This window comes from Micromonospora eburnea (genome assembly GCF_900090225.1).
In the GTDB taxonomy this organism is placed as follows: Bacteria; Actinomycetota; Actinomycetes; order Mycobacteriales; family Micromonosporaceae; genus Micromonospora; species Micromonospora eburnea.
On sequence record NZ_FMHY01000002.1, the window covers coordinates 5959582 to 5977973 of the forward strand.

At 73.4% G+C, this 18392-nt stretch carries 7 protein-coding genes; 1 reads left to right on the forward strand and 6 read right to left on the reverse strand.

The window, feature by feature from the left end:
- Window position 1: 1 nt before the first annotated feature.
- The 6 genes from GA0070604_RS25875 to xylA form a co-directional block, all read right to left on the reverse strand.
- Window positions 2–3196, reverse strand: a complete 3195-nt coding sequence (locus GA0070604_RS25875) for an AfsR/SARP family transcriptional regulator (protein WP_141721396.1) — start codon at window positions 3194–3196, stop codon at window positions 2–4.
- A gap of 126 nt (window positions 3197–3322) precedes the next feature.
- Window positions 3323–9688, reverse strand: a complete 6366-nt coding sequence (locus GA0070604_RS25880) for an RHS repeat-associated core domain-containing protein (RefSeq protein WP_141721397.1) — start codon at window positions 9686–9688, stop codon at window positions 3323–3325.
- A gap of 35 nt (window positions 9689–9723) precedes the next feature.
- Entirely contained in the window at window positions 9724–13083 is a 3360-nt protein-coding gene (locus tag GA0070604_RS25885) for a LamG-like jellyroll fold domain-containing protein (RefSeq protein WP_141721398.1), read from the reverse strand.
- 143 nt (window positions 13084–13226) lie between these two features.
- Entirely contained in the window at window positions 13227–14315 is a 1089-nt protein-coding gene (locus tag GA0070604_RS25890; RefSeq protein WP_091124000.1) for a DUF5925 domain-containing protein, read from the reverse strand.
- A gap of 40 nt (window positions 14316–14355) precedes the next feature.
- Window positions 14356–15807 carry a xylulokinase gene (gene xylB, locus GA0070604_RS25895; RefSeq protein WP_091124005.1) on the reverse strand — a complete coding sequence of 484 codons (1452 nt, stop codon included), beginning with the start codon at window positions 15805–15807 and terminating at the stop codon, window positions 14356–14358.
- Between the two features lie 11 nt (window positions 15808–15818).
- Window positions 15819–17006, reverse strand: coding sequence for a xylose isomerase (gene xylA / locus GA0070604_RS25900; RefSeq protein WP_091124008.1), 1188 nt, complete (start codon window positions 17004–17006; stop codon window positions 15819–15821).
- A 49-nt stretch (window positions 17007–17055) separates the two neighbouring features.
- Here xylA and GA0070604_RS25905 point away from each other — a divergent pair, with 49 nt between their 5' ends.
- Entirely contained in the window at window positions 17056–18315 is a 1260-nt protein-coding gene (locus GA0070604_RS25905) for an ROK family protein (RefSeq protein ID WP_091124010.1), read from the forward strand.
- Window positions 18316–18392 lie beyond the last annotated feature (77 nt).

Here is an 18392-nt window from a genome sequence, read left to right on the forward strand (position 1 = left end):
GCTACGCCATCTGGTCGCGTTGCTCCTCGGGCGCCGTCGCGCGCCGAGCCGGCGGCGGCAGCGGGAGCCCGGCGGCCAGCCGCGAGTCGGCGTCCCGGGCGCTGGGGTGGGCGACTCCGTGGAGCAGGTCGGCGGCTTCCCGCCAGGCGGTCAGCGCGCCGTCATGGTCACCCTGTTCCTCCCGAATGTCACCGAGCGTCAGCAGTGCCCTGCCCAGCCACCGTTCCCCCTCGTTGCGGCCGACGCTGATCGCCGCGGTCAGCAGGTCCGCCGCCGCCGCCAGCCGGCCCGCCCGGCGACGCGCGGCAGCCAGTACGCTCAGCGCCTCGGCGGCGGCCGTCGAATAACTGATCGCCTCGGCGATGGCCAGTACCTGCTCGGCCGCCACCACGGCCTCCGCGTCGCGCCCGGCCGCCAGGTAGGTCCCGGCGAATCGGTACAGCGTTATCACCTCACCGTACGGGTCACGCAGCTCACGGAAGATCGACAGAGTGGTGGTGAGCAGCTCGATCGCGTCCGTGAACCGGCCCTGGTCGTGATAGACGCGGGCGAGGCCGTTCATGGCGTCGGCCTGGCTGCTCCTACTGTCGCAGGCCGTGTAGAGGTCAAGCGCGCGCCACAACTGCTCCTCCGCCTCCCGCAGCCGGCCGTGTTCGCGTTCGATCGCCCCGAGGTGCTGCCGGGCGCGGGCGGCGCACCACAGGCTGCCGACCCGCTCGGCCAGCACCAGGGCCCGCTCCGCCGCCTGCCGAGCCTGCGGCAGGTGGCCCTGGTAACCCCGCAGGTAGGTCAACCGGTTGAGGGCGTGCGCCTGGCCGCAGTCGTCGTCGAGCGTTTCGAACAGTTCCGCCGCCCGCTCCGCATAGCGGGCGACCTCGGGGACGGCCAGGTACTCGTCGGCCCGGCTGCGGTACAACATCGCCAATGCCATCATCCGCCGGTCACCGGCGCGTTCGGCCGCCGCCTCGGCGAGCGAGTTGATCGACCGCCAGACGTCGACCGCTCCGCGCATCTCCAGGAACGGCCCGAGCACGTGCGTCAGCGCCCCGCACAGCTCATCCAGCCCCAGCTGGTACGCCTGGCGTACGCCGGCCAGCAGTGATTCGCTCTCCGCCTCGTACCAGCCGACAGGATCAGCCGTCGCGGCGGACCGCGCCGCCGGGTCGAGCAGAGGGGTGCCCCGCAGCGCCGGCTCCAGCCCGGGGAACTGCTTGTCGGGCAGCCCCCGCATGGCCAACAACGCGTAACCGAGCCAGGCGTTGAGCCCCGCCACCACGGCCGTACGCCGTGCCGCCTCGTCGATCCGGGCCGCGGCCCGTTCCCGCAGCAGCAACCCGACCAGGTCGTGGAACCGATACCGGTCCTGGCCGGCGGCGTCCCGGCCGGCGTACTCGACGATGCGGTGTTGCACCAACTGGTCGAGCAACGCCTCGGCGACCACGACGGGCCGCTGCAGCACCGCCGCGGCGGCCCAGCCGGGAAAGCTCGGGGCGGTCAGCAACGACAGTAGCTGCGCGGCGGAGTCGGCGTGCGGATCGAGACCGCGGAAGCTGAGTTCCAGGCTGGCCCGTATCTCAAGGTCGCCGTGGTGCAGCTCGTCCAGGCGGTGCTGGTCGGCCAACCGGTCAGCCAGCCGGCGCAGCGACCAGTGCGGCCGGGTGGCCAGCCGCGCACCGACGATGCGGACCGCCAGCGGCAACCATCCGCACAGCTCAAGGAGACGCGCGGCGACGGACGGCTCGGCCGCCACACGCTCCGCACCCGCCGTCGCCCTCAGCAGCGCCAACGCGTCCTCGTCGGGGAGCACGTCAAGGTACAGGTGGTGGCCGCCTTCCACATCGCCCAGGTCGGAGCGGCTGGTGACGAGCACGGCGCAACCGGAACCACCCGGCACCAGGGGGCGCACCTGCGCCGCGCTCGCCGCGTCGTCGAGCACCACCAGCACCCGGCGCTCCGCGGTGACGGAGCGGTAGAGCAGGACCCGGTCCTCGACATCGTCGGGTACCGCGGCACGGTGGACACCCAGGGCGACGAGCACCCGGCCCAACACCTCCGCCGGCTCCTGTGGCCGGTCGTGCGTCCCGCGCAGCCCGACGTACAGCTGGCCGTCCGGAAACCGCGCCCGCAGCAGGTGGCCCACGTGGGTGGCCAGGGCGCTCTTGCCGACCCCGGGGATGCCGGACAGGATCACCACCGGGACGGCGGTCAGCCCCGCCGATCCGGACGAGGTCAACCGGGCGCACAGCTCGTCCACCTCCGCGGCCCGGCCGGTGAAGTCACTGATGTCCGCGGGCAGCTGGGCCGGAATCGCGGCCGGCGCGGGCGCGATCGCGGCCGGCGGGTGGGTGCCGGCGCCGGTCCCCGCCGGCGGGTCGTCCGGCACCGGCGGCGACTGGCTCCGGTCGCGGCCGGCGCGGTCTTCGGCACCGGCCAGGATGACCCGCTCCAGCCGCCGCAGTTCGGCGCCGGGCTCGAGGCCCAGCTCGTCGGCCATGCGTCGGCGTCCGGCCCGATACACCTCCAACGCCTCGGCGGTACGCCCGACCGCGTTCAGCGCGGTCATCAGTTGCCCGCGCAGCCGCTCGCGCAGCGGATGCTCGGCCACCAGCCGGGTCAGCTCTGGGATCAGCTCGACGTGCCGGTGCAGCGCGAACTCCACCTCGACCAGCTTCTCCATGGTGGCCAACCGCAGCTCGGTCAGCCGGTGCGCCTCGGTGACCGCGAACGGCGCCGGCACGTCGGTCAGCTCCGGCCCCCGCCACAGCGCCAACGCGGATCGCAACGCGGCCGCCCTGACCGTCGCCGGCAGCCCGTCCTGGTCCGCGTCACGCAGTAGCCGCTCGGCCCGCGCCAGATCGAGCTGCTCGTCCTCGATCCGCAGCAGGTAGCCCGGACTGCGGGTGACCACCAGCCGGTCGGCGGCCGGTCTGCCGGCGTCGCCGAGCAGCCGGCGCAGCGACGACACCACCGTCAGCACCTGTTCCCGGGCAGTCGCCGGAGGCGACTGCGGCCAGAGCCCGTCGATCATCTCGTCCACCGAGACCACCCGGTTGCGCCGCAGCAGCAGCGCGGCCAGGACGACGCGCTGGCGGGCGCCGGGCAGCAGGATGGGCCCCGATCGTCCCCGTACCTCCAGCGGGCCCAGGACGCTGAACGCCAGCCCCGGTACGTCGCCTCCGCCACCCGCTTCAGCCACCCGATCATCTTGCCGCCGGTGCACCGAAGCGCGCGAGCCCGAATTGCGCCCGCGCCGAAACGAGGCGGGCCGCCGATGGCCAACGACCACCGGCGGCCCGTCCCGCCATCCTCTGTGGATCGCCGACTACCACCCCCACGCGGTGTTGGCGGCGCCGGCGCCCATACTGGCCAGGCCCCAGGCGTTCGACTTGTACCCCGTGCTCACGTAGCCGCGGTACATGGCCGCGCTCGCCCGGTCCCGGGCCCGGGTCATGCCCCCGGTGGCACGGGCGCCGAGCCGGGTCGGCAGTTTCGGCACCCGGAGCCCGGCGACCTTGTTCGAGCCGCGGAGCAGGACCTTCGAGGCGCCACCGTAGGCGGCTCCGATCCCACCGGTGGCACCGGAGAGCAGGTTGAGCGCCCCGGATCGATAGTTGCCGCTCCGGAAATCCCGGTACGCGTCGTACCCGCTGCTGATCGCCGCCCCGATCCCGCAGACCACCGTGGCGACGACCGAACACACGGCCAGGATGTTCGAGCGGTTCTGCCAGGCCCACTTTCCGGCCACCTTGGCGCCGTGTCCGACCGCCTTGGCCCCCTTGCCGATGGCGTTGCCGGCCGCCTTGCGGCAGGCGCTGCTCCAGAAGCTGGTCAGCTTGCACCGCTGGTGCTTCTGCTTCTCCTTGGCCGCGGCCTCGCGAGCCTTCCTCGCCAGCGCCTCCCGCGCCTTACGGGCGGCCTCCTCCCGGGCCCGCTTGGCGGCGTACTCCCGGGCCAGGCGCCGGGCCTCCGCCTGCTTGCGCATGTAGTCACAGCCGTCGCAGTAGTGGCGCGCGGCCGGCGCCGACGAGACCCGCCTGGAGTAGTCGCAGCCGTCGCAGTAGTGGTGCGCCGCCGGAGAGGGCTTCTTCTTCGCCTTCTTCTTGGCCTTCTTCGCGGGCTTCTTCTTCGGCGGCGGGTTGTTGTAGCCGCCGCAACCGTCGCAGTAGTGCCCGCCGGGCAGCACCCGCCACTGCCCGTCCGGGTCGCTCATCGTGATCGGGGTGTTGTCGGCGTACGCGTACCCGTTCATCTGCTGCGGGTCTTCGGTGCCGATGAGCGGATCGACCGAGATGAACCGGCCGATGTCCGGGTCGTACTCGCGGGCACCGAGATGGGTCAGCCCGGTGGTGGCGTCGACCGTGCCGCCCACGTACCCCTTCTGGTCCGGCCAGCTCGCCGGAGCTGTGCCGCGCAACTCGCCGAAGGGCAGGTAGCGGCGTTGGGTCAGGGACAGGTCGTCGGCATCGATGGCCAGTTGCGCCGTCCCGTGCTGGTCCTCCGCCTCGAACGAGAGCCCACCCGTGGTGGTACGCACCGCGGTGGTCGAGCCGACGTCGTAGTACCGGGTCGCCGTCACCACGTCCGTGGACCTGGCGAGCCGCAGTTCCGTGTTGTCCAGGTAGAGGGTGACGGCGTCCGGTTCGCGGCGGATCAACCGGTCCCCGTCGGCGTCGTACAGGAACTCCGTGGCCTTGCCTCCCTCGGTGACCGAGGCCAGGTCTCCCTCGGTGTTCCAGTCCAGGCTCTGGGTGGCGCCGCCGATCGTACGTTCGGTGGTGTTGCCGGTCGCGTCGTAGCGGTAGCGGTTCGCCTGGCCGCCGGTCGTCACGGTCGAGAGCGTGTGCGGCTGGGCCGACCCGGCAGGTGGATAGGTGGAGGTGCTGGTGTTCCCGGCGCCGGTGGTGGTGTCGTAGTTGGTCTCGGTGAGCCGGTTGCCGGTCTTGTCGTAGGTCCAGGACTGCCAGTACGGCGCGGGCCCGCCCAGCACGCCCGCCCCGGGCGCGGCCGCGCAGTTGTCGGTCGCCGTCCAGGCGGTGGTGAGCCGGCGCAGGTGGTCGTACCGGAAGCACTGGGTGTCGGCCGGGCCGCCGGAGGGGGTGTCGGCGATCCGGGTGACGTTGCCGGCGCCGTCGTAGGAGTAGTTGACGTCGGCCAGGTGCAGCGGTGACACGTTGCGGTCCACCAGCGCGCGGCTGAGCTTGCGGGTCGCGTCGTCGTAGTAGAACGTCTGCGCGATCTGCTTGCCCGACACCGCCTGCATCGTGTACTGCAACGGCTCGTCGTACGGGCTGTAGGTGGCCGAGACGAGCAGCGTGGACAGGCCCGTCTGCGCCGTCTGGAGCCGGCCGTACGCGTCGTAGCCGTACCGCAGGGTCTCGGGGGCGAGGCCGCCGGCCGCCGGGTACGAGACGGACAACGGGTTACCGGTCGGGGTGTACCCGGTGTTCACCCGGTAGCTGCCGGCCAGCTTGCCCTCCGCCGCCGGGATGGTGACCGTGGTGCCCGACGAACGGTAGCGGGAGTCGTAGCCGTTGACCGACGTGGTGTACGCGTTGCCGTTGACGTACCGGGTGGACGAGGCGGGCTGCCCCTTCACCACGATCCCGTTGGTCAGGGTGTCGTAGGTCCAATCCGCCAGCTTCGGGCCGGAGGTCGACCCGGCGTACATGGCGGTCTTCCGGCCGAGCGCGTCGTACGTGTAGGCCAGGATGGCGCCGCGCGCGTCGGTGGCGGTCAGCATCTGGTCGGCATCGTCGTAGGTGTAGGTGGTGGCGCCCTTGTCCGGGTCCTCCTCCCGCACCTTCCGGCCCCGGAGGTCGTACGTGTACCGCCAGACGTTGCCCACCGGGTCGGTCACGCTGGCCAGCTCACCAGCCCTGGTGTACGTGTAGCGGGTGGCGTCGTAACCGCCGCTCGGCGTGCCCCCGGAGTGCTGGCGCAGCTCGGCCGTGCGCCCCTCCGCATCGGTGATCGTCGTGGTGGCCGTGCCGCCCGCCGGCGGCGTGACCGAGACGCGGTCGCCGCCGTAGCTGGTGGTGGTGCGCCACTTCTCCGCGCCGAAGGAGAGGAAGATCTCCGCCGTCTCCCGCTCGTTGCCGTCGTAGACGGTCCGGGTCTGGGCCGGCACGGCGTTGTCGTCGACGGTCAGCAGGGTGGTGCCCGCGGTGCCGTCGTTCCAGTAGGCCGCGTTGCTCTTCACCTCCAGGCCGCGGGAGTCGTAGAAGGTGTCGGTGACGATCCGTCCGCCGCCCGCGGCGGGCTGCTGCGTCTGGCGTTCCCGCAACTGGCCGTCGTAGAACGCGTACTCCCGGTCGTACGTCTCGTCGTCGCGGATCGTCTCGGTGGTGACCACGTTCGGCGCGGTGGTCCGGACGAGGTAGGAGAACTTCATGGTGGGCGTGGCACCGCCCGCCTTGGACCGGTCGGGGAGCCAGACAGCGGTGGATCGGCCGAGCGGGTCGTAGGTCAGGTCGGTACGCCGCCCGTTCGGATCCACGGTCGCGGTCTCCACGCCCCACGCCGGCTCGAAAGTGGTGTTGGTGGCGTGCCCGAGCGGGTTGGTGACCGTGGTCGCGGTGACCGGGCCGGTGGTCGGGGTGAAGACCGTGCTGGTCTTCTGGTTCAGCTCGTCGAAGGTGTCCAGGGTGCGCCCGTAGCTGTCGTACGTCGCCCGGCTGGCCTGCACGTAGACCGGCGTGCCGTTCGAGTACGACACCAGCTCCTGGGTCAGCGTCTCGTCGCCCTTCGTCGGCGCGGTCCCGAAGGTGGTCGAGCCGTCATAGAAGGTGCGCGTGTCGGAGAGGACATCCGCCGGGCGGGACGGCGTCACCGTGCAGGCCACGCCGACCCGCTCCACCCGCACCTCATAGTCGATCATCCACTTGGCGGTGTCCCGGGCGTACGTGGTGCGGTTGCACTCGTCGTCGGCGCTCGTCGCGGTGTCGCCGAGGTCGTTCACCTCGGTCGGCAGCCCGAAGGAGTCGTAGGTGGTCCGCACCTCGGTGCGCCGCCAGCCGCCGGTCGACAGCGCGAGCCGGCTGCGCTTCTTGGCGATGCCGGTGAGGTACGCCTTCGTCGCGCCGTGCGTGGCGGTGGCCGCCGAGATCCAGGGGTCGTTGATCTCGCCGTCCAGCACGGTCCCGCCGACCCCGTCGTAGGTCATGCTTTCCCGGGCGAAGCCGGCCAGGCTCGGATGGTCGGCGACCGACCCGCCCTCGGAATCGGTCACCGAGACGCCGCGGGTGCCGCTGGCGAGCTTGTCCCCGTCCATCCCGCGCAGGTAGAGCGTCTCGCGCTGGGAGCGCACCCCGCCGGGCGCGCCGTGGGTCACCCGGACCCGCGCGAAGCCGCGCCACTCGCCCCAGGTGCGGTACTTCGCCGGGGTCAGTTCGTTGTCGTCGTGGTGCCAGGCGCCGCCGCCGAGGTACTCGTAGTCGGTCTGCTCGATCCCGGCCACGCCGGACTGGTCGTCCTCGAGGACCTGGACCGCGACGTACTTGTGGAACCAGTCGAGTTGCGGCTGCAACGCGCCCTCCGGCACCCAGTACTGGGGAAAGCAGCGTTTGGTGTTCGTGTCCGGGGTCGGGACGGCCGCCCGGGTGCACTCCTGGCCCGAGTAGTTGACCCGCACGTGCCCGCCGGACTCGTCGTACACGTCGGTCATCCGCCACTTGTACAGCGGCGGGATGCCCTCCAGCGCGTCGACCCGGTTCTCCAGTTGCACGCCCTCGAAGGTCACCGCCGGCAGCGCCAGGCTGCCGCCCACCTTGCCCGTGCGGGTGACGGAGGCCAGCCAGAGCGACGGCGACGTGCCGTCCCCCGGGGCCCGGTACTGGTAGCCCAATGTCCAGGTGTCCACGTCCCGGCCCGACACCCGGGTGGTCACGCTCGCCAGCCGCTTGCGGGTCCAGAAGGTCGGGGCGTACCGGTCGGTGCAGCTCGCGCCCGCGTCGCAGTTCTGGTCGTACGGCACGTCCGGCCAGTTCTTCGCGGTGTCCTTGCTGATCGTCCCGGTGCCACAGGTCGCGCCGTCGGCGCACCGCTCCTCCACGCCGAGGACCACCTGCATCGGGGCCGTCGCCGAGTAGAGGGTGTCCGACCGCTGCCCGTAGTCGATCCGGCTCAGGTAGCCGCCGCGGACGTACGCCGTGCCGGCCGTCGCGGTCAGGTTACGGCCGTAGTGGTTCGACTCCTTCGTGTACCAGTACGACATCGCGTTGCCGTTCGGGTCCACGACGTAGTCCAGGTTCCACCGCCACGCCTGGTTGCAGTACGACGACGCGAAGGTGCTCGCGTGGCACGGCTCGCCGCTGTCGTCGCCGAACACCGGCACCGTCCACACCGACTCGGTCACCGCGGCGTTGGTGGTCCAGTTCGGCAGCCGGTGCAGCCCGTAGAAGTACTGGGTGCCGTCCCGGGAGGTGATCTTCCAGTATTCCCCGTTGTCGTCCCCGTTCGCGGCGCCGGTCAGGCGCTCCACCCGGGACCCGTCGTCGTTGCGCGGGTGCCACGCGCCGGTGGCGTCGTCCTTCACCAGCTCCACGGTGCGCCCGCCGAGCGAGAGGAAGGCGTTGTCGGTCTCCCAGCACAGGTCGTACGGCTTCGGGGTGACCGAGACGTCGTCGGAGCACGAGCCGTACCGCCGCTCGATGAAGCCCTCGCTGAAGTCCCAGCCCTCACCGACCCACGACGACTGGTTGTTCGTCGACACCGTCCGCCCGTCCACGCTGCCCGACGAGTACGCCAGCATGAGGTCGGGCTCCGGGCCACCGAAGGCGGGCACCTCCTCCATCGGGTACGACCAGCTGAAGTCGCCGGCCGAGCCGCCCGCCTCCCAGGACGACGACGCCGACAGGGCGCTCGCCTTGTAGTCGCCGGCGCTACCGGACGGGGCGGCGGTGGCCGCCAGCACGGTGGCCGTGGCGCTCACCGGGGCGTCGGCGGTCAGCCGCCCGGAACGGACGTCGTTACGGGACGGCAGCGGTGTGCCGGCGCGGCAGTCCGGGCGCTCCGGGGTGGTCAGCACGCACGCCGGAAGTCGCACCAGGCGCAGCCGGGACCCCCAGTCGCCACCGTACGCGTCGCGGAACCCGGAGTAGTCCACCTCGACGGAGACGCCGGACGTGCCGGCCCCCGCCGCACCGATCCCGTTGGCGGCCGCCGCGCCGGACGGGCCGGTGGCGGCCACCGTGAGCAGCAGGCCGGGCAGGTCGGCCCGGCGTGCGACCTCCTGGCCGAGCACCTCCACCCGCAGGCCGTCCGGCCGGGCGGTGCCGGCCGCGCCGACCCGCACCGGCAGGCCGCCCGCCGGGACCGAACCCATCCGGGCGGCCGCGGACATGCCTCCGGCCAGGGCGTCCTTACGGTCCGCGGCGGACAGCCCGGCCAGGGTCGCCGGCAGCGCCACCTCGGCGACGCCGGGGGCCGGCCAGGACGCCGCGGGCACGAACCGCCGCACCGCGCCGGCCGACCGCGCCGACGGGGACACGAAGTCCCGGCCGGGCACCGACCGTTCCCGCGCCACGTCGGGCTTCCATTTGAGCGGGGCCGCCACGGCGGGTTTCGCCGGCACGGCCAGTGCGCTGGCCGCCAGGGCGGACGCCACCGTGCCGGCCAGCACCGCCGCCAGCCGTCGGCTGATCGGGCGCATCCGTCGCCGGCGCGCACGACTCGTCACGATCGTTCTCATCACCGATTCCCTCCGGTGTCGTGCGGCCGGCCGGCTCACCCGGCCTGCGCCGTGTACAGATCCCAGATCGCCTGGTCGCTCAGCGGTCCCGCGTACGTGCGGGCGTCGTCCACCGCACCGGTGAGGTACTGCTGGAACGTCACGCCGGCCCGGCCCCGGCCGATCCGCACCGCGCCGGCGGCCTGCCAGGTGCCGGCGAAGTACGACTCGGCGACGAACTGGCCGTCGACGTAGAGCCGCAGCGCGTGCGCCTGCGCGTCGTACACCCCGGCGAGGAACGTCCAGGTGCCGACGATCGGCATGCCGAACTCGTCCACCGCCTCGCAGATCTCGGCAGTGGCCGAATCACCCACCGGGGTACGGATCGACCATCGGTAGACCCCGGCCATGGCGTCCCAGGACCAGCCGAGGTTGACGCCCCCGACGTTGCCGCCGTCCTGGCTGAGCGCAATCCCGTTCTTGGTCAGCGCGTCCGGGCGGACCCAGGCGGTCACGGTGTAGCTGCCGTCGGTCCGGATCGCCGGGGCGGTGGTGCTCAGCACCCCGTCGGCGAGCTGGACGGCGTTCCCGTTGACCCCGGCGATCCGGGTCACGCCGGTCGTCGACCAGGTGGCCGGGTGCCCGCCGACCGAGTCCGCGGCGGTCGTGCCGGACGTCTCGTCCAGCTTCCACCGCCCGACCAGGCGCGGCACCTGCTGGATCTCACCCGGCAGCAGCACCCGGTCGTAGAACCGCTCGGCGTCGAGATCCCCGGGCCAGTAGTCGGTGAAGTTGCCGTTCCACTTAGACCGGCCCAGCTGCACCGGGCCGCTGCTGCTCCACGGCGTGGTGTAGCTGGCCGTGCCCTCCAGCAGCCCGTTGACGTAGAGCCGCAACTGCTGGGCGGGGGCGTCGTACACCCCGATCAGGTGGTACCACTCGCCCGCGACCGGCTTCGTGGTCGAGACCGCCTGGGTGGTGACGGGCGAGTCGGCGTCCGCGCTCATCCGCTTGAACTCCCACCGCTGGTAGGTCGCGGAGTAGTAGAGAAGGAACGCCGAGCCCCGGTTGCCGGGCTGGGACATCGCCGCGCCGTTCTTCGTGGTCCGGTCCAGCCGGACCCAGGCGCTGACCGAGAACGACTTCGTGGCGTTCGGGACCAGGTCGGCGGTGCTGGCGTACCCGGTGGTGCCGTCCAGGTTCAGCGCGCCGCCGGTGACCCCCTCGGTCCAGGCTGCGCCCCCGGCGAGGGTGGCGTGGTGGGCGCCGCCCGAGACGTCCTCGGCGACGGTGCCGTCACCGGTGTAGTCCAGCGGCCAGTCGGCGACCGGTCCGGAGGGCTCGGCGGCGTAGAAGATCACGGTGGCGACCTCGGACCGGTTGCCCGCCTTGTCCACGGCCCGCGCGTGCATCCAGTTCACGAACCGGTCGGGCACGACGGTGACGTCGACCGGCGAGGTGGATCCGGACGGAGTCGCCTTCTTGGTCAGCGCGGTCACGTCACCGTTGACCGCGTACTCGTAGTACGACACGTCGGTGCCGCCGTTGGGGCCGAGGGTGACCCTGAGCCCGGTCCCCATGACGGCGTTCGACTCGCCGTTGTCCGGGAAGCCGTTCGAGGTGAGGGTGGGGATCGGTGGACGGGAGGTGTCGACCTGGAACTCGCAGAAGCCGCTCCACGCGCTGGTGTCGGTGCCGTCCTCGGCCCGTACCCGCCACTTGGCGATCGAGCCGTTGCTGAACGCGCCGCTGGGCACCGTCGTGGCCACCACGGTCGGGGTCTTGCCGGCCACCGTCGCCGACGTCCAGCTACCGACCGGTGCCGTGCCACTCTGGGTCCACCACTCGAAGCGCGCCTTGACCGAGTTGTCCGGGTCGCTGACCGTGGCCCGCAGGGTCGGGGTCGCGGTGCCCAGCACCAGCCGGCCCGAGCCGGTGGTGCAGAGCGTCGAGTTGTCGGTGGTCAGGTTGGTCGGTGCGGCGGGCACCGTGTTGTACTCGATGGTGAAGGTCGGGTTGTTCCGGAACTTCTTCCACGACAGGGTGTCCTTGTTGGACTCCGCCGTCGCCGAGGCTCGCAGGCCCTCGTGGATGCTGGTCCAGTTGTTGTTGGCCGCCTTCTGCACATGCGCCGTGACGTTGAACTCGACGCCGCCGGCCGGGCAGCTCGACGAGTACCCCTTGGCCACGCTCTTCGCGTCGAGTTTGGCGATCCAGCTCGGCTGCTTGCTCCAGGTGGTCGACGACCCGAACGAGCCGACCTCCCACGCCTGCACCTCACGGGTCGTGCACGAGCGCGACCACGTCTCGTACGTCTGCAGCGTCGCCTTCAGCACGTGCTTGCCCCGTACGCCGGAGGTGTCGATCTGGAAGAGCGACCGGGTGAGCTTGCCGTCCGTGGCGTCGTAGCCGACCCGGGCCACGTTCTCCGAGGTGCCGAGGTTGGCACCGTTGTAGAAGGAGGTGTTCGGGTAGTTGCTCCACACCTGGGTCCAGTTGGTCCGGTTGCCCGACCAGGACGGGTCCAGGTAGACCGGGTAGTGGGTGCCCGGGGCGGTCAGCAGGGCGCGGTCCGGCGCCAGGGTGAACGCGTCGGCGGTGAGCGAGACGGCCATCGACCGGACCCGACCGCCGGGCACCTCGGCGGCGCTGGAGCGGGCCTGGCCCGCCGCCGCCGCGACGGTCGCCTCCCCCGACGAGTCCCACATGTACGCCGCCGGGGCCCGGAACACCTCCCGTCCCGCCGCGTCGACGGCCGCCAGGCCACCGCCCGCACCGGTCCGCAGCGACAGGCCGGACCGGGTCACCGGGAACCGCAGCCGGTGCAGGGCCGGGTTCGTCGCCGCCTGGGCGGACTTGACGACCAGCAACTGGGAGAGGCTCTCGACCTCCGCCCGCAGCAGCAGGTCGACCCCGGGCAGCACCTCCCGGTAGGTGGCGGTGTTGCCGGCGAGGACCGGCGTCGGCAGCCGCCCCGGCCACGCCAACGCCAGTTCCGCCCCGTCGCGGCGCAGCCGGACCAGCGGCCCGCTGCCGCCGCCGGAGAACGCCATGTCCAGCGTGGTCGCGGCCGGCGCCACCGTGCCGTCCGCGCGGGCGTACAGCGTGGTGTCCACCGGCACCCAGTCCGCGCCGCGCCGCACCCGCTCCGGCACCACGGACTGTCGCATGGTGAAGGTGCCGTTGGGGTTCGCGAAGACCTGGATGTTCTCGGTCCGCAGGGCGGTCGCCTCGACCCGCTGACGGGTGGCGACGGCGGCGGCGCGGGCCGCCTCCTCGCCGAGGGCGCTCGGGGCGGCCGGCGTGGCGGCGGCCGCGGGCGCGGTCAGTAGGCCGCCCACGACGGCCAGCACCGCCGCCAGCACGGTACCGCGTGGACGGCGGGCCACGGAGGCCAACGGATTCCCGGCAGACATCTACGCCCCTCCCAGTCTTCAAGGTCCTTGGAGGGTCACGCACCGGCCTATCGCCGGACTACTCGCCGCCTATCACCGGAGCATCGCGCCGAGGCGGGTGCCGGGGATGGCGAGACCGGGCCTGAGGACGCGACCGGGCGCCCTCAGAGGTAGCCGCCGATCTCGACCGGCACCGCGCCGGCCGGGACCGCACCGGCGCGCAGCGCGTACAGCTCCGCCAGGGTGGCGCCCTGCGGCGGAATCCCCGCCGAGGTGCCGAGCCACTCGGTCGCCTCGCCGTACGACAGCGGACCGACCTCGATCCGGGCCAGGCAGCGACCCGGCCGGACGACCGCCGGGTGCAGCCGGGACAGGTCCTCGTTCGTGGTGATCGCCACCAGCACGTCCCGGCCCTGCCCGAGCAGCCCGTCGGTCAGGTTGAGCAGCCGGGACAACGCCTGCCCGGCGGCCTGCTTGGCCTCGCCCCGGATCAGCTCGTCGCAGTCCTCCAGGATCAGCAGCCGCCAGCGGCGCCCGGTGCCGCCCTCCTCGTCCTCGTCGCCCACCGCGATGTCCGAGAGATAGGCCGCGTCGCCGAACAGCACCTCCGGGTCCAGGACGGCGTCCACCTGGCACCACTCCCGCCACTGCCGGGCCAGCGCCCGCAGCGCGGTGGTCTTGCCCGTGCCGGGCGCGCCGTGCAGCAACACCAGCCGGCCCGAGACCGCCTCCGGGGTGGCGGCCATCAGCGCGTCCAGGGCGGTGCGGGCGGTCGTCGCGTAGTTGTGCCGGATCGTCGTCCACTCGGGAGCGACGATCGACCGGAGGTCGCGCCGGGCGCCGCGGCGCGGGTCGTGGTGCCAGAACCCGATACGGCCGGTGTCCGGGTCCTCGGGCTCGGCGACCCCTTCGGTGATCCGGTCCAGGGCCGCCTGCCCGACCTGGTCGTCCACCGCGGTCACAGTCACCTCGGCGTCCCGCCCGTTCCAGATGACCACCCGGGCGGTCCAACCCTCGCCGCCGAGCAGCCGGTAGCGCTGCCGGTGCTCGACGGCGGTACGCAGGACCCGCGCCTCGGGCGGGGTCAGCGTGGCGTCGGGGCGGAGCCGGGACAGCCGGACCGTCCGCGCCCAGGGATGCCGGCCGGTGACGAAGTCCGCCAGGGACAACGCGTCGACCACGTCACAGGGGGTGTCGGCGTCGTCGTACTGGAGGACCGAGGGCAGGTGGCTGTCAGCCGGGGCGGTACGCATCCCTGGATCATCGCCAGCGCCCGCCCGGCCGTACAGCCCTTTACCCCGCGGCGGTGCCGGCGCGGTCCACGAACAGGTCCCGGGCCTGCGCGTAGCGTTCCCGGACGGCGGATACCGGCTCGGCGGCGTACTCCTCGGTGTCACCGATGGTCCACGCCGGTGGCGTCGCGCCGCCCAGGGCGACCCAGGCGGCCTGGCGCGCGGCGCCGTCGGCGACGTACTCCCCGGGCGGCGGCACGACCACCGGCCGACCGAACACCTGCGGGGCGATCCGTCGCACCGCCGCCGACCGGGCCCCGCCACCGACCAGGATGATCCGGCGGGCGGTGGCGCCCTGCGCGATCAGCGCGTCGAGCCCGTCGGCGAGCGCGCAGAGCATCCCCTCGACGGCGGCCCGGGCCAGGTGCGCCGGGGTCGCGTTGCCCAGCGTGAGGCCGTGCAGCGCGCCGGTGGCGGTGGGCCGGTCCGGGGTCCGCTCCCCCTCCAGGTAGGGGACCATGACCAGCCCGTCCGCGCCGGGCGGGCCGGCCAGGGCCAGCTCGCTCAGCTCGTCGTGGCCGACCCCGAGCATGGTCGCGGCGGCGTCCAGCACCCGGGCCGCGTTCAGCGTGCAGACCAGCGGCAGGTACCGGCCGGTGGCGTCGGCGAAGCCGGCGACCGCGCCGGTGGCGTCGGCGGCGGGGGTGTCGGCCACCGCGAAGACCGTGCCGGAGGTGCCGATCGAGACGACCACGTCGCCGGGACCGGCGCCGACGCCGAGCGCGGCGGCCGCGTTGTCCCCGGTGCCCGGACCGAGCAGCGCGCGCCCGGCCGCGGCACCGGCGAGCGCCGCCGGATCCAGCAGCCCCGCCGACTCCGCCGGGCCGAGCACCGTGGGCACCACGAGCCGCCGCCCGAAGGCACGTTCCAGCAGGTCGAGACGGTATTCACCGGTGCGCGGGGACCAGTATCCGGTGCCGCTGGCGTCGCCCCGGTCGGTCCGCAGCGCGGCCAGCCCGGGGGCGCCGGCCAGCCGCCAGGTGAGCCAGTCGTGCGGCAGGCACACGGCGGCCACCCGGTCGGCGTTGGCCGGCTCGTGCCGGGCCAGCCAGCGCAGCTTGGTGGCGGTGAAGCTGGCCACCGGAACGCTGCCCGTCGCCTCGGCCCAGAACCGCCGGCCGGCCTCGCCACCACCCGCCTCCGCGATCAGGTCCTGGGCGGCCCCGGCGGAGCGGGTGTCGTTCCACAGCAGCGCGGGACGGACCACCTGCCCCGCCTCGTCCAGGCAGACCATGCCGTGTTGCTGACCGCCGACCGCGACGGCGGCGACGTCGGCCAACCCGCCGGCCGCGTCGATCGCGGCCAGCAGGGCGTCCCACCAGGCGTACGGGTCGACCTCGGTGCCCTCGGGATGCGGCGCGCGGCCCTGCCGGACCAGCGCGCCGGTCTCCGCGTCCCGGACCACCACCTTGCAGGACTGGGTGGACGAGTCGACCCCGGCGACGAGCGGCATGGCGGCCCGCCTCAGCGCGCGCCGAGCAGGTGCTCGACGGCGAGCTGGTTGAGCCGGACGAAGCCGAAACCCTTCGCCCCGGCCGCCGCCGCATCGAACTCCTCGAACGCGGTGCGGTCGGCGAGCAGGTCGGCGTAGCTCTCCCCGGCGCCCAGCGTCGGCGTGGCCAGGTCGCCGACCTTGCTGGCGGCCAGCGCCTCGGCCACCTCCGGGTCGGCCCGGAACGCCGCGGCCCGCTCCTTGAGCAGGAGGTAGGTGCGCATGTTCGCCGCCGCCGACGCCCACACCCCGTCGATGTCCTCGGTGCGGGAGGGCTTGTAGTCGAAGTGGCGCGGCCCGTCGTACGCGGGGCCGCCGTTCGGGCCGCCGTGCTCCAGCAGGTCGACCAGGGCGAACGCGTTGAGCAGGTCGCCGTGACCGAAGACCAGGTCCTGGTCGTACTTGATGCCCCGCTGGCCGTTGAGGTCGATGTGGAACAGCTTGCCCTGCCAGAGCGCCTGGGCGATGCCGTGGGCGAAGTTCAGCCCGGCCATCTGCTCGTGGCCGACCTCGGGGTTGAGGCCGACCAGCTCGGGGTGGGCCAGGGTGGAGATGAACGCCATCGCGTGCCCGATCGTGGGCAGCAGGATGTCGCCGCGCGGCTCGTTCGGCTTCGGCTCGATGGCGAAGCGCAGGTCGTAGCCGCGGTCGACGACGTACTGGCAGAGCAGGTCGACGGCCTCCCGGTAGCGGTCCAGCGCGGCGCGGACGTCCTTGGCCAGGTCGTACTCGGCGCCCTCCCGGCCGCCCCACATGACGAAGGTGCGGGCGCCCAGCTCGGCGGCGAGGTCGACGTTGCGCAGCACCTTGCGCAGCGCGTACCGGCGGATGTCCCGGTCGTTGCTGGTGAAGCCGCCGTCCTTGAACACCGGGTGGTTGAAGAGGTTGGTGGTGACCATCGGCACCACCAGGCCGGTCTCGTCGAGGGCCTTGCGGAACCGGGTCAGGTGGGCGTCGCGGGTGGCGGCGTCCGCCCCGAACGGGATCAGGTCGTCGTCGTGGAAGGTGATCCCGTACGCGCCGAGCTCGGCGAGCCGGTGCACGGCCTCCACCGCGTCCAGCTCGGGCCGGGTGGCGTCGCCGAACGGGTCACGGGCCGGCCAGCCCACCGTCCAGAGGCCGAAGGAGAACTTGTCGGCGGGGGTGGGACGAGGTGCCATGACAGACCTCCGGTGGTGTCGTCCTCGATTTGTTCAGTGGTTGAATTAAATGGCCACGGTGTGGCAGTGTCAAGGGGTGACCATGGCCAACATCACCGGGGCGGTCCGGCAGGGCAGCCTCCGCGAGCTCAACCTCGCGGTGGTGCTCCGGCGGATCGCCGCCGCCGACCGTCCGCCCTCCCGGGCCGCGCTCGCCGCCAGCACCGGGCTGACCCGGGCCACCGTCTCGGCCGTCGTCGACGACCTGATCGCCGGCCGGCTGGTCGCCGAGGCGGCGCCCGCGCCGCGTACCGGTGCCGGGCGGCCCGCCCGCGGCCTGGTGCTGGCCACCGACGGCCCCGCCGGGCTCGGGCTGGAGGTCAACGTCGACTACCTGGCGGCCTGCGTGGTCGACCTGAGCGGCGCGGTCCGCCACCACCTGGTACGCCGCGCCGACCTGCGCCCGCTCTCCCCCGCCGCCGCCCTGGACCGGCTCGCCGGGCTCGCCGCCGAGGCCTGCGCCGCGGCCGTACGCGACGGGTTGACCCTGGCCGGCGCGGCGCTCGCCGTACCGGGCCTGGTCGGCGACGGCGGCCTGGTCCGGCTCGCCCCCAACCTCGGCTGGCGGGACGTGGACGTCCCCGGGCTGCTCGGCGGGCACCCGCTCGCCGAGCCGGTCGACGGGATCCCCCCGCTGGTGGTCGACAACGAGGCCAACCTGGCCGCCCTCGGCGAACTGCACGCCGGCCCGCCCGGGCCCGCCAGCTTCCTGCACATCTCCGGCGAGATCGGCATCGGCGCCGGGATCGTGCTCGACGGAACGCTCTACCGGGGCGCCCGCGGCTGGAGCGGCGAGATCGGTCACCTCCCGGTGCACCCGCAGGGGCGGCCCTGCCGCTGCGGCGGCCAGGGCTGCCTGGAGCAGTACGCGGGCCAGGAGGCCATCCTGGCCGCCGCCGGGCTGGCCGGCGCGGAACTGCCCGCCGACACGGCCGCGGCCCGGCTGGCGGACCTCGCCGGGGCCGGCGACCCGGCCGCCCTGACCGCCCTGGCGGACGCCGGCACGGCCCTCGGGGTGGCCGTGGCGGGCGTGGTGAACCTGCTGGACCTGGACACCGTGGTCCTCGGCGGCGGCTACGCCCCGCTCGCCCCGTGGCTCTCCCCGCCGGTGGTCGCCGAGGTCTCCCGGCGGGTGCTCACCGCGGCGTGGGCACCGGTCACGGTACGCCCGGCGACCCTCGGCGCACGCTCCGCGGCGGTCGGCGGCGCCGCCTCCGTGGTCCGCCGGATCATCGACCGCCCGGTCGGCTGGCTCGCCCGAACGGGGTGACCCGGCCACCTACCTACCACACTGACCAGCCCGGAAGACGCCTCGGCCGGCCGGCTGACCTGCCCTGGAATTCGCCG